The sequence below is a fragment of the Methylomonas sp. MgM2 genome, assembly GCF_054172045.1.
In genome coordinates, this window is sequence record NZ_JBSYXO010000007.1 from 135019 (window position 1) to 149423 (window position 14405).

General features: G+C 52.9%; 11 protein-coding genes. 5 read left to right on the forward strand and 6 right to left on the reverse strand.

Annotated features, from left to right (window positions below; translation table 11 throughout):
* Positions 1-28: 28 nt before the first annotated feature.
* Positions 29-1528 (reverse strand): DHA2 family efflux MFS transporter permease subunit, encoded by a 1500-nt coding sequence (locus tag ACW73I_RS07980; protein ID WP_458028758.1) that lies wholly within the window; start codon positions 1526-1528, stop codon positions 29-31.
* Between the two features lie 84 nt (positions 1529-1612).
* A complete protein-coding gene (locus ACW73I_RS07985; protein ID WP_458028726.1) occupies positions 1613-2638 on the reverse strand; it encodes an HlyD family secretion protein in 1026 nt (341 codons plus the stop codon).
* 79 nt (positions 2639-2717) lie between these two features.
* On the opposite strand from ACW73I_RS07985, the gene ACW73I_RS07990 reads away from it, so the two are divergent.
* Together ACW73I_RS07990 and ACW73I_RS07995 are read left to right on the forward strand one after the other, a co-directional pair.
* Positions 2718-3320 carry a TetR/AcrR family transcriptional regulator C-terminal domain-containing protein gene (locus tag ACW73I_RS07990; protein ID WP_458028727.1) on the forward strand — a complete coding sequence of 201 codons (603 nt, stop codon included), beginning with the start codon at positions 2718-2720 and terminating at the stop codon, positions 3318-3320.
* Complete coding sequence (locus ACW73I_RS07995; protein WP_458028728.1) at positions 3310-4713, forward strand: efflux transporter outer membrane subunit; 1404 nt, start codon at positions 3310-3312, stop codon at positions 4711-4713. The genes ACW73I_RS07990 and ACW73I_RS07995 overlap by 11 nt, the downstream gene beginning before the upstream one ends.
* A gap of 113 nt (positions 4714-4826) precedes the next feature.
* Here the strand turns inward: ACW73I_RS07995 and ACW73I_RS08000 are convergent, their stop codons facing one another.
* From ACW73I_RS08000 to ACW73I_RS08015, 4 genes are all read right to left on the reverse strand, one after another.
* A complete protein-coding gene (locus ACW73I_RS08000) occupies positions 4827-7160 on the reverse strand; it encodes an nSTAND1 domain-containing NTPase (RefSeq protein WP_458028729.1) in 2334 nt (777 codons plus the stop codon).
* A complete protein-coding gene (locus ACW73I_RS08005; RefSeq protein ID WP_458028730.1) occupies positions 7157-8584 on the reverse strand; it encodes a toll/interleukin-1 receptor domain-containing protein in 1428 nt (475 codons plus the stop codon). The genes ACW73I_RS08000 and ACW73I_RS08005 overlap by 4 nt, the downstream gene beginning before the upstream one ends.
* Positions 8585-9028: 444 nt before the next feature.
* Positions 9029-9190 (reverse strand): hypothetical protein, encoded by a 162-nt coding sequence (locus ACW73I_RS08010; protein WP_458028731.1) that lies wholly within the window; start codon positions 9188-9190, stop codon positions 9029-9031.
* Positions 9191-9331: 141 nt separating this feature from the next.
* A complete protein-coding gene (locus ACW73I_RS08015) occupies positions 9332-10600 on the reverse strand; it encodes a glycosyltransferase (RefSeq protein WP_458028732.1) in 1269 nt (422 codons plus the stop codon).
* Positions 10601-10742: 142 nt separating this feature from the next.
* Between ACW73I_RS08015 and yfbR the strand changes: the two genes are divergently transcribed.
* From yfbR to ACW73I_RS08030, 3 genes are all read left to right on the forward strand, one after another.
* Positions 10743-11348, forward strand: a complete 606-nt coding sequence (gene yfbR, locus ACW73I_RS08020) for a 5'-deoxynucleotidase (RefSeq protein ID WP_458028733.1) — start codon at positions 10743-10745, stop codon at positions 11346-11348.
* A gap of 487 nt (positions 11349-11835) precedes the next feature.
* The gene (locus ACW73I_RS08025) at positions 11836-12225 is read left to right on the forward strand and encodes a response regulator (RefSeq protein WP_458028734.1); all 390 of its coding nucleotides are present in this window, start codon (positions 11836-11838) and stop codon (positions 12223-12225) included.
* Entirely contained in the window at positions 12212-14401 is a 2190-nt protein-coding gene (locus ACW73I_RS08030; protein ID WP_458028735.1) for an EAL domain-containing protein, read from the forward strand. Before ACW73I_RS08025 ends, ACW73I_RS08030 begins: the two co-directional genes overlap by 14 nt.
* Positions 14402-14405 lie beyond the last annotated feature (4 nt).

Genomic DNA, 14405 nt, shown 5'->3' on the forward strand with positions numbered 1-14405 from the left:
GCCGCTAACATAAATACTCACTCTTTCGTCAATGCCCGGCCCCTTCCGCCGAATCCGCCGAAACTTTGCTGACCCAGGGCATCAGCAGCAAGGCCGATAGAAAAATCAAGCTCAATATTTGAAACAGGCTGTTCAGCGTCAGTACTTCGGCTTCGCGCAAGACCAGGCCGTAAAGCTGCTTCAGCGCCGCGGTAGTTTTATGCGCCACCGCGGATGCCGATAGATTTTCCTGCAAACCATGCAACAGCCTTTGCGCATGCGGCGATCCGGCCGTCACCGCTTCGCGCAGCATCGCGTAATGCTGTTTATTCAGCTGTATCATCAAGGTATTGGCCACGGCCAGACCGATCGCGCCGCCTAGATTGCGCATCAGATTGTAAAGGCCGCTGGCGTTTTTGACTTCGTCTGGCGGTAAGGTGCCCAATGCCAGGGAGTTGATCGGCAAAAAACAGAACATCAGCGAAAAGCCCCGCAGCGCTTGCGGCCAGAAGAACTCCCAATAACCGGCCTCGTGGGTCAGGTTTCCGTTCATCCAGCTACCGATGCCGAAACCGCTTAGTCCAAGCGCCAGCATCAAGCGCGAATCAATTAGTTTGGCCAACGGCCCGGCCACAAAGGCGGACAATAACTGAAATAACCCGGTCACCATGATGTATTGGCCGATCTGCAAACTGTTCAAGCCTTTGACGCTGGCCAGATAAACCGGCATCAGAAATAACAGCGTAAACAAGCCGATGCCTAGGATGAAACTGAAAATACAGCCTACGGTAAAATTGCGGTTACGAAACGCCCATAAATCGACGATGGGATGCGCTATCGTCAGTTCGCGCTGAAACATGGCAATGCCGGCTACCGCCGCCAACACGCTAAAAAATACGATCTCGCGGCTTTCGAACCATTCCTCCCTGACGCCCTCTTCCAGGACGAATTGCAGGCTGCCCAAGAAAATCACGATATAAATAATGCCCGGAAAGTCGATTTTATCCAGCAAACGCCAGTCGGGTTCATCCACGCGCACGAACAACCAAGTCGCCAAACAAACCAGAACGCCGGGCAGCAGATTGATTAAAAACAGCGCCTTCCAAGACACGACTTCCGTCAAGTAGCCGCCTAATACCGGTCCCGCGGTCGGCGCCACGGTAACGACCATGCCGACCACGATGACCATGGCCGGCTGCAATCGTGGCGGAAACAATGTGTAGATTACCGCAAACACGGTCGGGATCATCGCGCCGCCGAACAGACCCTGAAACGCGCGAAACAGCACCATCGCCGGCAAATCCCAGGCCAGCGCGCAGCACAAACTCATCAGGGTAAAACCGCCGCAAGACAGCACGAACAGGATCCGAGTCGACAAAGCCCGGGCCAACCAACCGGATAGCGGAATAATCACCACCTCGGCCACCAGATAGGCCGTTTGCACCCAGGTGATTTCATCGCGGGTAGCCGACAGACCGGCTTGAATCTGCTCGAGCGAACTGGCCACGATCTGGATATCCAGAATCGCCATGAATATGCCGAACACCATCGCAAAAAAACCAATCCATTGTTGGCCGCTAACGCCCGGCGCTTCAGCGTTGTTAGCGGCGATCTCGGCCTTATTCACGACGACTTACCGCACTCTGACCTTAACGACCGCGGACAATCCGGGTCTAAGCCGGCCTATTTCGTCCCCCGATTTGAAGCTAATCTTTACCGGCACCCGCCTTACGATTTTGGTGAAATTGCCGGTGGCGTTTTCCGGCGGCAGCAGACTGAATTCCGAACCCGATGCGGGCGCGAAACTGTCGACAACGCCTTCGAAAACCGTATTCGAATAGGCATCCACCTTGATGTCCACGGCTTGTCCCCGACGCATGTCGCCGATTTGGGTTTCCTTAAAGTTGGCTTCGACGAACAGATCGTCCGCCGGAATCAAGTAGGCCAATACGGCACCCGGTTGCACCAATTGCCCGACCTGGACGCTCCGGTTGCCGATCACACCGGCGATAGGCGCGACGATACGGGTATTGCTCAAGTTAATACGCGCCAGCTCCAATGCGGCCTCGGCCACCTGCAACTGAGCGCGCGATTCGGCAATCTGTGCGTCCAGCGATGTCAATTCGCTCTCGGCTTCCAGGCGCGAAGACTGCACCCGGTCGCGTTCCGCGTTGGCTTGCATATGCACCGCTTCGGCGTTATCCCGGCTTTGGGCCGACATCGCACCGTCGGCGGCCAATTTCGATATCCTGGTCAAATCCCGCCCGGCCCGCTGCAACTCGGCTGCGGCGGCCGCGGCATTGGCGACCTGCTGGCTGATTTTGGCGGTTTGCGTCCGCTTCTGGCTTTCCAATGTTTCGATACGCGCCGCTATCGCATGCAGTTGGGCCTCGGCCTGAGACACTTTGGCGCGAAAATCATGGTCGTCTATGACGACCAGCAAATCCCCGGGCGCGACTTGTTGATTATCCTGAAACAACACCTTGGCAACATAACCGCTTTCCTTGGGACTGATCAAGCCGATATGCGCTTTCAGATAAGCGTTATCGGTACTCTCGAAAGGATGTATCGCCTGCCGCCAATAAAAAATGCCTGCTACAGACACAATTGCGAAAAACAAACTAATAGACAGGTTTTTTTTCGAAATAACAAAGGACATAATAGTTGCCTTACTAAACGGTGTAGTTTAGTCTACTAACGAATTCCGGTCTTATGCAACGAATTTATTCGAAATCACGATGAAAATATCAGCCAAACGCCAAGCCATACTGCAAGCGGCAACCCAAGCTTTTATCAATCAGGGCTACAGCGGCGCCAGCATAGAAGCCATCGCCGAGGCGGCGCCGGTCTCCAAACCGACGCTTTACAATCACTTCAACAGTAAACAGGCACTTTTCGCCGCCGTGATAGAAAGCATGTGCGCGTCCTTGTTACACACGCTAAGCGGTGTGCGGACCGAGCTGAACGACCCGGCGGCGGGCTTGAGAGCCATCGCCGACGCATTTGTCGAGCTGGTTTATGCCGAAGGAGCGATACAGCTTTACCGCCTGATCATTGCCGAACAACAGCAGTTCCCGGAACTCGGCGAACTGATTTATCGATCCGGTCCCGAGCCCGTGTTGCGGCAAATGGCTTCTTATCTGGCCGAATTGAATGCGCGCGGCATTTTACGGATTTCCAATGTCGAGATGTCCAGCCATCTATTCCTTGACATGCTGAAGGGCGATCACCATTTTCGCTGTTTGCTAGGATTGGAAACCGGGTTGACCGCAACGGCTAAACAAGATCTGATAGACAGCGTCGTAAGCTTCTTCTTGAAGGGGCATGGCTATGCCGCGTAGATACTGGGCCGTGATTCTGATCAGTCTCGCAGGCTGCACGATGGGGCCGGACTATCGTCAAGAAACGCTAGACCTGCCCGAACATTGGCAAGCGGTACAAGACGGCGCGAAGCGATTTGATCCGGAAACGCTGAAAAATTGGTGGGAAAAATTTAACGACACCGGCTTAAACCGGCTTATGGCCAAAGCGTTAGCAGGCAATTTGGACGTGCAAATGGCGCTGGCGCGCGTCGATCAAGCCCGCGCCGAGCGCCGCGGCACTCGCGCCGAACTGTTCCCCAGCGTCAATGCCAGGGTTGGGGCTCAACGTCAAGACAACCCTTTTCCCGGATTTGCCCCCGGCATCAGGTACAATCTGTACGATATCGGCTTCGACGCTTTGTGGGAAATCGATCTCTTCGGCCGGCAGCAGCGCCGTTTGGAGGCGGCGACGGCCGATTTAGCGGGCGCCAACGAACAGTACAGACAAGCTCTGGTGGTCCTGACTTCCGAAGTGGCACGCAATTACATCACCTATAGAAGCTTGCAACGCCAATTAGAAATCACCCGCAATAATTTGGAAGCGCAACGCCGAACCTTAAGCCTGACCGAAAAACTGTACACTGAAGGCGTGGGCACCCGCCACGATGTTGTGCGCGCGCGTGCGCAATCCGAAGCGACCGAAGCCCAAATCCCCGCGCTCGAGGCCGCACAAATCGGCAATCAACGCCGATTGGAGGTCTTGCTCGGCCAACTTCCGGGCACATTGAACGCAGAGCTGTCCGCCCAAGCCAGGGTGCCGACGGCGCCGGTCCGGCCGCTGTTATTCTCGCCGGCGGAAACCGTCCGGAACCGCCCGGATATCAATGCCGCCGAACGCCAATTGGCTGCGGCCACGGCGATGCAAGGCGCGGCGATCGCCGAACTGTTTCCGAAAATTTCCTTGTCCGCTTTTTTGGGCTTGCGTAACACCGACATCGAAACTCTATTCAAGTCCGCGTCGTTTTCCTACGGGACGGTCGCTAATATGATGCAGCCTTTGCTGAATTTCGGCCGAATCCAGGCCGGCATCGACTTGGCCGACGCCAAACAAAACGAAGCGTATCTGGCGTACCATAAAGCCGTGCTCGACGCGCTGCAGGAAACCGAAACCGCTCTAACCCATTACCTAAAGGAAGAAGTCCGGCGGCAAAGCCTGGCCCGTTCGGTAGACGACCTGCAAGAATCCGTGCGCTTATCCGAATTACGCTACCGCGAAGGCGTGATTTCGTTTTTGGATGTGCTGGAGGCACAACGCGCCTTATATCTGGCGGAAATCGAATTGGCCCGCTCGGAAGCGGCCACTTCGACCAATCTGATTGCGGTGTATAAAGCCATCGGCGGTGGCGCGGATACACAAATACCGCAGACCTAAAGACGTGGTCTACCGATTAGCCGATCATAGCGCTCATGTTGGGTTAGTCCGGCTTGAACCTATTTCCAATACCACCAAGGATTTAGGGCCAAGTCACGTTCATTGATCAACCGCTATTTCAGGGCTTCCAAGCGCTTATCCAGCCATTCCAGGTCTGAGCCAAGCACCGCCCAATCGGGCGATTGCTCGCGCAAGCGTGCAATGATTTGCCGCGCCTGGCGATAAGACTGGCGCGCGTCTTTTTTGTTGCCTTGCTTTTCCAATATCCAACCTACATTTAACACGCCGACCGACAAATCGCGCTGCCACTGGCTGTTGCCGGGGTCTTGCTCGGCCAGGCGTTCTGTGACTTTCAAGCTAGCCCGGTATTCCTTCAAGGCGCCGGCCAAATCGCCCTGAGCGCTGAGCACGTCGCCGACTTTGTTATGGCTGACCGACAGCTCTCGTTGCCAATCAATATTGCGATTATCCAACGTAGCTAAACGTTCGATAATAGCGAAACCATTTTGATATTCTTTCAGTGCTCCGGTCAAATCTCCTTGATCTACAAGCACTATCCCGATAAAAGTATGACTACTGTATAAGTCCTGTTGCCACTGGCTGTTGTCGGGGTCCTGCTCGGCCAGGCCTTCGACGATTTCCAAGCTAGCCCGGTATTCCCTCAAGGCGTCGGCCAGATTGCCCTCGGCGCTGAGCACGTAGCCGACTTTGATATGGCTGACCGACAAATCGCGCTGCCACTGGCTATTGCCGGGGTCCTGCTCGGCCAGGTTTCCAATAATTTCCAGGCAAGCCCGGTAGGACCGCAATGCGCCGTCCAGGTCTCCAAACTGAATGCGTAAATCGCCAATTCTAACGAAGTTTGATGCCTTTTCTCTGAGCACATCCGGCGTATCGCCCTCCTGCGCCAGCAACTCTTCCAGCATTTTGACGTTGGCTTCGAAAATCTGCTGGGCCAACTGTTCCAAACCGGGGCGCATTAACAAACGTTCCGGCACTTCGTAAGTCAGCCGGTTGATCGCATCCATCATCGCTTGTTTACGCTGCTCGGCCCGCCGAGTTTGCTCTTCGGCGCGCTGCCATTGCAAGAAGCTATAGCCGGCAAACGCGGCGAGCAGCGCCATCAACGACGCCACGGCCCCTATCCCCATCCAGAAGCGTTTCCGGCGCCGTTTCGCCTTACGTTGGGCGGCGGCTTGAGCCTCTTCGTTTTGTCGGCGATCACGGCTGATCCTGACGGTCTCCGTCAAACGATCGTGTATCAATTCCAGGCGTTTTTGGCCGTACCGCTCATCGACACGCAGCAAGCGATGGGTCACCAATCGATCTATCGCCTCCTGCGTGATGCCCGGCACAGCCAAGGCATCATCCAATGCACGGCTATCTCGATGGCCGGCACGGGTCAATAAGTCCTCTTCGATGAAGGCGCGCACCGCCGGATGCAAACCTTCCAAGCTTTGCTTATAAAAATTTTCGATGATGGTGGTTTGACAGCTCTTCAACAACTCGACCGTAATCGTTGCAAGCCCTTGCTGTTTGCGGTGATTATTCAACCCGGCGCAAACCAGCGACAACAAGGCCGGCTCGACGGCAACATCGTTTAAAAACTGCTTGGCGCTTTCTTCGTCCTGCTGCGATTGTTGGGCGGACGCGACGAAATTCACGATGCGCTCGGCGACCTCGTGAGTCAATAACGATCCGCCGCTTTTTTCCACGGCTTGCAATGCTTGAGGCTGGCTCAAAGGCAGCAAACGCAGCCGGTTTTGCGCGATGGACGGCATCAAGGGCCTGAGTTCTTCCACCTCCGGCAAATAATCTTCCCTAAAAGCCAACAGTAATTTGTAATCCTGCTTGCGAAAATCCAAATGGCGGGCTAGCTCCGGCCCGGCTTCCAAAGCCTGTTCAAGCGCCGCGGGAACCCGGTTTTCCACTAAGCAAGCCAACACAGCCAAGAATGCCTGATTTTCGTTATTTGACGCCGCCCCACGGCGACCGAGCGTGAATAATTCCTCGAATTGATCGAAGACCAATACCGGGGTCATCAGCCGGCTACCCCGGCTCCAGATTTCCAGGTCATCGCGGTGTAAATAAGCCCAAAGACTCTCGTCATCCGTAAATGCCGGTAATTCGCAGCGGCTTTCCTCGGCTGTTTGCAGCAAACTGCGCTGGATTTGTTCCAGTAATGGCGGACTGTCTTCGCCGTGATCGAGGCGAATATAGACGGGCAGATAATCGGCCTCGCGCAACAACGGAAACAATCCGGCGCGCAGCAAGGAGGTCTTGCCCAGGCCCGATTGACCGTACAACACGGTCAGCGGCGCCCGATTCAGCGCCAGAAAAAGCTCATGGGACTCTTTTGAGCGGCCATGAAAAAACTTGGCGGACGGCTCGTCGAAAGATTCCAGGCCGGGCCACGGGTTGTCGGCATCGAGTTTCAAGCTACTCATGCCGCCCCCTTCTGCCTTTGGCTTTTGCTCCAGGCTCGCAGCACGCGCCCTATCTTGGTTTCGAATTCCGCTGTCGTCGCGCCGCCGGTCAGCTTGGTGGCTTGCGCGGCGAGAAATGCTTCGGGCAGCTTCAGATCGTCGCTGATCCGAAGGTCGTCGATGATGACCGGCAATATGAAGGCTTCGCCTTCCGCAAAGCTTTCGGCACGCTTGGCCGCCCAGCGCCATTCCTTACGAAAGTAACCTTCGCGGCGTTGCTCGGTATTTTTAGAAATCAATGCCACGAATAATGCACAATTGTTGATATGGCGCTGAATTTTTCTGTCCCAATGATCGCCTGGCTCCAGGCCTTGTTTGTCCAGCCAGGTCACGAAATCGGCCGCCTCCAAATCTTGATGCAAACGCAACGCGGCCTGTAGATCTTCGCTGGCATAACTGATGAATACCGCTCCGTCCTTCATGTCGGCCGGTTCATCTGCTGAAATCTGACGAACAAGGCCATTGTTCGATTCGGCGACGGCTGGATGTTCCTTGTGCCAACGGCGGGATAGTTCGCCGACGAAGTCGGTTGCGCTGATCGGCAAAGTTTGGATATTGGCGCCAAAATACTTTAAAAAAAGCACCAAATCCTGGTTGTCCGGCGCTTGCATCTGGCTGTCTACCAGGAGTTGGCTGCCGAAATGCCTCGCGGACAACGGCAAGTTCTTTGAAGTGCGTATGAAGAAGCGTACCAGCCAATCGGAATAACGGCATCCAAGAAATAGTAAGTGGCTGCGGCTCAGTTCATCGAACAAATGCTTGGGGCGGCGGTCGGGGTTTTGCAACGAATGCACGAACTCCAACCGATCTTCGTCGCTCACGGCATAATTGGGCTGGATGGAAGCCTGTCCGAATAGCTGAAATACCACAGGATGGCCGGACTGCCGCCAATCATCCGGCAAATCGCCTCCGCCCGCCGGGACATCGCTGCCGCTTGGACTGTAGCTAAGCTGCAATGTTTGTTCTCGTCCGGCAAAACGGATTTGATTCAATGCATCAGCCAAAAAATTATCGAAGCTTAGGCTGACAAATAAATCAAAATGATCGATCGCGGCGAGTTGCGCCAAGGCTTTCGGCACTTCGAAGTCGGTTTCCTTACGCAAAATGATACTGAGGTAAGGATAAATATCGTCGGTTTTACCACCGGCTTTGATGTGTTCGCAGACCACATCATTCAGGCAATTGATAGCAAGACGTTCGGTCGGTGTCGTGCATCGATACCCCAAACCCAGATGCTGCATTAAGCGTTCGGCCAGGAATTGATATAACGGCACTTGTGCGCCATTGTGATTGACCTGAAGTAGTTGATCGCCGATGACGGGAATAACCTTTCGATCTTCGATATAGGCGATCAATAAATCCCAATTATTAAATTCTTCTGCCATATTGCTCCAACCGGTTTCATGCTACCTGCCAAAGTCAGGCGCTAGGTTTTTGAGTTGAAGTTTAGCCTTAACAAACCTGAAATGCTCGAACTTATTGTTCGATCGATTGGCAAGGAAAATGAATATTCAGCGGCAATAAGGATTTATAACGCGCCAAGGTCATGAAGTCAGATTGGGAAATGTACATTCGCCGCATTTCTGGTATAACGCTACGGCAACGACAACTATATTGAGGAACGAGCGATGATTTCCGCAGCTATTTATATTTTGACCATGTCTTTCGCAGCCTACGTTATTTACAGCGTTACCAGTAAATGATTCCGACGAAACTAGTGACGATTACTCATCGTAACAAGCAAAAAAAGCCCTCATTGAGCAAAATGAGGGCCGTGGAGTTAACAGCCATTGCAGCTGCGGGGTAAACAACGTGAGTGTTACAAAAGCTTAAGATTCTTTAGGCGCATCCAATCCCAAATTGGTGGAAAGGGAAGCCGCACCGAATAACATCGTCGACAGTACGAATTCACCTGAAATAAAACCGAATATACCCGTCGTAAAAAATACGCCGGTCATAACGTCTCTCACTAAATTGTTTGGTCTATTCATGATGGTTTCCTTGACTGAATTCAGCCGATTAAATTTTAAAGTTGATACTAATATAAAGCCAAACAATTAATTTACAATACCCCAAGTATTTCACGATTTGTTTCCTAATTTGAAACAAAGTTACATCCAATCCCTTACCGATTACGGCGCTTGATCGGAGCGCATTTGGCTCTCCAACAGCTTAATCGCCGCAGCAACGCCGTCGTTAGCCCGCATTTTTTGCGCCGCTCCTTGCGCATTGTTTCTATATTTTTCCATTGTAAGGGTCACGCTAATCGCGTTAGCCAACGCCGCCGCCGTCACGGCTTTAGCCGGCAATGGTTTGCCGGCCAAACCTAGATGTTGAAGCTGCCTAGCCCAAAACAGTTGCTCGTCCATAAAAGGCACCACCACGGATGGGCAGCCCGACCGAGTCGCCGCGTGCGTCGTTCCGGCTCCGCCATGATGCACCACGGCTGCACAGCGCGCGAATACCGGCTGATGCGGATGCTTTCCTACAAAATAAACCGTATCGGTCCGGCTTTCGGCCGGAAAACGGGCGGAACTGGTTTGAACGATCGCGCGACAACCGGCCAGGTCCACGGCCTGTAAAAACAAATCCATAGCCCAATCCGGAACGGCTTGCTGCAAACTGCCGAACGTCAGATAGACCGGAGCCTGTCCTTTTTCCAAAAACGCCGCCAAACCGCCGGACAAAGTCCAGTTTCGCGCGTCTTCGGACAAGTTAAGAAAACCGCAAGCTCTATTGTGAGGCGCCCAATCTTCGCTACCGACGCAGAACAGCGGATCGACCGCCACTAGATTCAGCCGCTGCGACGTCAGCAACTCAGTCAAAATATGATTGGGCGGGATCTGTCCGGCCGAACGCCAGAGCCGCGTCAGCGGTGGTTTCAACGCCCAGTTGAACGCCGCATCCAATAGTTTCCAACAGATCGGGTTTAGAAATCGGCCCAAGTTGGGAAAACCGAGCGGTGCGACTCCCGAACTTGGAATAGCGCCGTGACAAAACGTCACGCTAAAAAACGGTTTTCCTTGTTGCAGTGCCGCTAATTTCAAGGGATATAAAAAGTGATGGCCGACGACGTAATCGTTTTCAGCGACCAGTGTTTTCGCCGCTTCGAAAATAGCCTGTTCGGACGGAAAAAACGCTTCGTCCAGCAAGGCTCGCAGCCATCTCAAAGGATGCATACGAAACGAACGTTCGGCAAATCCTTCCATATCAAAGTCGATACGTTCGGGTATTTGTCTATACTGAATACCCAATTGCCGGCTGATTGCTTGGTAACTTTGATTATCGATACTGCTGACGACCAACGTCACCTGATGACCGGCTTTTTTTAGACCATCCGCCAATGCCAGCATCGGGCGGATATCGCCGTTTGAACCCCAAGTCTGAATGCCGATTTTCATAATGCCTACGATTTAGAAAATGACCGAGTTTTCAAAATACCACAAGCGTCTGAATCAACCGAAAATATCGGCGCTTCGGCATGTTAAACTGAGGGCAAAATTTTTACGTTTGCCTTATCGAAAATCAAGCTCCGATCAAACTATGCGCGATACCGAAACCAAGAGCAGTTTTTACGCTTACCTTTGCCGCCTCAGATGGATCAAACGTTGGGGCTTGAAACGTAACGCCCATGAAGAAAACGTCATGGAGCATAGTTGGGAAGTCGCCGTGATTGCCCATACATTAGCCTTGATAAAGAACCGTTATTTCGACGGTGCCGTCGATGCCAACGCGGTTGCCGCGGCCGCGTTATATCACGACATCACAGAGGTCATTACCGGTGATTTGCCGACTCCGATCAAATACCATTCGCCCGCGATTCTGCATGCCTATAAACGCATCGAACGGCAGGCGGAAACCGAGCTGCTGAATCTGCTGCCCGACACTTTGCAAAACGACTTTCGCCCCCTGATTCAGCACGAACAATTGCCTGCCGAACATCAGCAAATCATCAAAGCCGCGGACAAAATTTCCGCTTACTTAAAATGCCAAGCCGAATTAAAAGCCGGCAATACCGAATTCGAGATAGCCGCCCAACAATTGGCGCAAAATATTCGCGAATTACAACAAGCGGAAGTTGTATTCTTTATGAACGCCTTCGTGCCTAGTTGCGGTTTGACGCTAGACGGCCTGATGCAAACCAATTGAGCTTGGTAAGCGATTGTCGCAAAGGCATCAAAAACCGCTGAAGCGATACCGGGGCGCCGCTTAATGGTGTTTTAATCAGACGCTTGACTTTCTGCTATCTTTAGGACAACCGTTAGTGTCGGTAGGATGGATCCGGTGCGGATTTTCATAGCGTACCCCGCATAAGCAAACGATGCAAAGAAGCTTATATGCCTTTTTTTAACAACTTAACAGCGTTATCATAGGATAATCTCATCAATGCCATCTAGCCCTAGCGTTAGTGTTGAGAATCGATTATCGATGACAATGGACCATATTTTAGCTAAATCTGTTTCGCACTTCCCGAACAGGCTCTTTCGGATTCGAGTAAGCGGAAGGGTGTGCCTGCTGAGTAAAAGCGCCGCTCGCAACCGTCATGTTTTCGTTCTGAAGAAGCTCTCCGGCAAATGGTGTTCGATGACGAACGATAGGACATTTGTCTCGGCAGTCATACCATGGAACGGCTAACATGAATGTCCCAACGAAACTGCTCATCGTCGACGATGATCTTTGGAACCGGAAATATCTGGAAATCTTGTTGGCCGACGGCGATTATCAGATCCGTAGCGCCGAATCCGGGCTGGCTGCATTGACCGAGGTAGCTGTCTATCAACCGGACCTGATTTTGCTCGATATCATGATGCCGGAAGTCGACGGCTTCGAGGTCATTCGGCGCTTGCAAGCCAACCCCGATACCCGCCACATACCTGTAGTCGTAGTGACGGCTCTTGACGATGAAGGCTCGCGTTCGCGCCTGGAATCAGCCGGCATCGACAATGTGATCGGTAAACCGATCGATCGTTGGGCTTTGCAAGCTTGCATCGACAACTTATTGGGAGACAAGCATGGAAGTGATTGACCGGAAAATCGAACAAGTTAAGGCGGTTAATGAACTTGAGCAGCTTAATCGCATGTATGCGATGCTGACTCAAATTAATCGAACGATCATTCGGGTTGAATCGCCTCAAGAACTTTACGAGGCCGTCTGCCGCATAGCGTTTGAATCGGGAGGTTTCGGTTTGGCTTGGATCGGACTGCTCGGACCTGGATACGCCGAAGTGACGCCCGTTGCCTCGGCTGGTGCGGCAAGCATTACCCAACTCAAGCATATCGGCGAAGAGATAGAGGATTTCGGCTTCCGTACCGGCGCCGCTTTCCCCATTCGACTTGAAAGCAATATCGTCGGCGCTTTAAATCTCGCCGCCACGGAACCGGATTTTTTCTGCGATACCAAACTGACCTTATTAAACGAAGCCGTCGACGATATCTCGTTCGCGTTGAGCATGCTCCGGCAAATGGAACAACGTATTGCGATGGAATCCAAGATGCGCTATTTGACCAATTACGATTCGCAGACCGGCTTGCCTAGTCGCGCGTTGTTCGAAGAGCGCCTGATAGAAGCATGCCAAAACCCGACGACCGGCCAAGTCGCCGTATTAGTCCCGCATTTATTAAAATTTCACGAAATTACCCTTTTATTCGGGACGGATGCCGGTCAGTTCATTTTTCGCGCCATGTCTACCCGTTTGGAAACCTTACTGCCGTCCATGACGATCGCCCGTCTTAACGAATCTAAATTCGGCGTCATTTTAATCAATCCCGTCGGGTTGGATAGCGTGGAAGAATTAGCGTGGCAAATTCATCAAACATTATCCGACCCGATCAAACTGGACGGTAAGGCCTTATTCTTAGAACCTTTCGTCGGAATCTCAGTGTTCCCACAAGACGGAAAGCCGCTGGATGTACTAAAGTACGCGATGCACGCGTCAAGACGCCCGGATGACAAGAGCAGCTGCCGCTTTTTCGTTAGCGACATGGATCAACAGTCTCTAGTACGGCTCAATCTCGATAGCGCATTACGCGCAGCCTTGAAACTAGGAGAATTCGTCTTACACTACCAACCGCAGATCGACCTGGCTAGCGGACAAATCATCGGTGCGGAAGCCTTGCTACGCTGGCAAAGCAGCGAGTACGGTCTCGTATCCCCGCAAGACTTCATTCCTCTGTTGGAAGAAAACGGCTTGATCAATGATGTCGGCGAGTGGGTGCTGCGCGAAGCATGCATGTATGCATTGCGGCGGCAACAAGACGGTTTGCCCCCTTTACGCATCGCTGTGAACTTGTCGGCCAAGCAATTTCAAAATAACGACATTCAAACCATGGTCGGACGCGTTTTGGCTGAGACCGGACTGGAACCTAAATGGCTGGAACTTGAGTTGACAGAGAGTACCGTGCTGCACGATACCGCAAACGTGATCCAGGCCATGCGCAATTTGAATGCGAACGGCATTTGCTTCGCGCTGGACGATTTCGGCACCGGCTATTCGTCGCTCAGTTATCTGCAACGGCTACCGGTCGCACGCATCAAGATTGATCGTTCTTTCGTGATCAACGTAACCTCAAACCCTAGCGACGCCGCGATCGTAAGGGCTGTGGTCGGCATGGCCCACAGCCTGGGCATGCGAGTGATCGCCGAGGGCGTCGAAACCGAGGGCCAGCTCGGATTCTTGCGAGGTGTCGGCTGCGAGGAAATCCAAGGTTATTATTTTAGCCGGCCATTGCCGGGCAACGAATTTACCGCCTTGTTGCGCGAAAGCCGGGGTATTCCGCCGGCGAAAGTCGACAAGCCGGAACGCGTGTTACTGCTCGTGGATGACGAACCCAATATTCTGTCCGCCTTGGTCCGCACCCTGCGCCGCCGGGGTTTCCATATCCTGAGCACGACCAGCACTCGCGAGGCCTTCGATTTATTAGCGACGCAGAAACCGGGCGTGGTCATCAGCGATCAACGCATGCCGGAATTAACCGGTACCGAATTCTTGCGACGCGTCAAAGAAATCTATCCCGATACCGTGCGCATGGTGCTGTCCGGTTACGCCGAACTCAATTCGGTTATCAGCGCCGTCAATCAGGGCTCGGTATATAAATTCCTGACCAAGCCATGGGAAGACGACGTGCTGATCGAAAGCATCGAGGACGCGTTTCGGATTTATGAACTCAATCAGGAAAAAAGCAAACTGGCGCTTCAGAATTAAACAG

Excerpts from the sequence above, each read along its gene's own strand:
- ACW73I_RS08025 (WP_458028734.1), top strand. The coding sequence starts at position 11,836 with ATGAATGTCCCAACGAAACTGCTCATCGTCGACGATGATCTTTGGAAC.
- yfbR (WP_458028733.1), top strand. The coding sequence starts at position 10,743 with ATGCGCGATACCGAAACCAAGAGCAGTTTTTACGCTTACCTTTGCCGC.
- ACW73I_RS08010 (WP_458028731.1), bottom strand. The coding sequence starts at position 9,190 with ATGAATAGACCAAACAATTTAGTGAGAGACGTTATGACCGGCGTATTT.
- ACW73I_RS08005 (WP_458028730.1), bottom strand. The coding sequence starts at position 8,584 with ATGGCAGAAGAATTTAATAATTGGGATTTATTGATCGCCTATATCGAA.
- ACW73I_RS07995 (WP_458028728.1), top strand. The coding sequence starts at position 3,310 with ATGCCGCGTAGATACTGGGCCGTGATTCTGATCAGTCTCGCAGGCTGC.
- ACW73I_RS08000 (WP_458028729.1), bottom strand. The coding sequence starts at position 7,160 with ATGAGTAGCTTGAAACTCGATGCCGACAACCCGTGGCCCGGCCTGGAA.
- ACW73I_RS07980 (WP_458028758.1), bottom strand. The coding sequence starts at position 1,528 with ATGGTGTTCGGCATATTCATGGCGATTCTGGATATCCAGATCGTGGCC.
- ACW73I_RS08030 (WP_458028735.1), top strand. The coding sequence starts at position 12,212 with ATGGAAGTGATTGACCGGAAAATCGAACAAGTTAAGGCGGTTAATGAA.
- ACW73I_RS07990 (WP_458028727.1), top strand. The coding sequence starts at position 2,718 with ATGAAAATATCAGCCAAACGCCAAGCCATACTGCAAGCGGCAACCCAA.
- ACW73I_RS07985 (WP_458028726.1), bottom strand. The coding sequence starts at position 2,638 with ATGTCCTTTGTTATTTCGAAAAAAAACCTGTCTATTAGTTTGTTTTTC.
- ACW73I_RS08015 (WP_458028732.1), bottom strand. The coding sequence starts at position 10,600 with ATGAAAATCGGCATTCAGACTTGGGGTTCAAACGGCGATATCCGCCCG.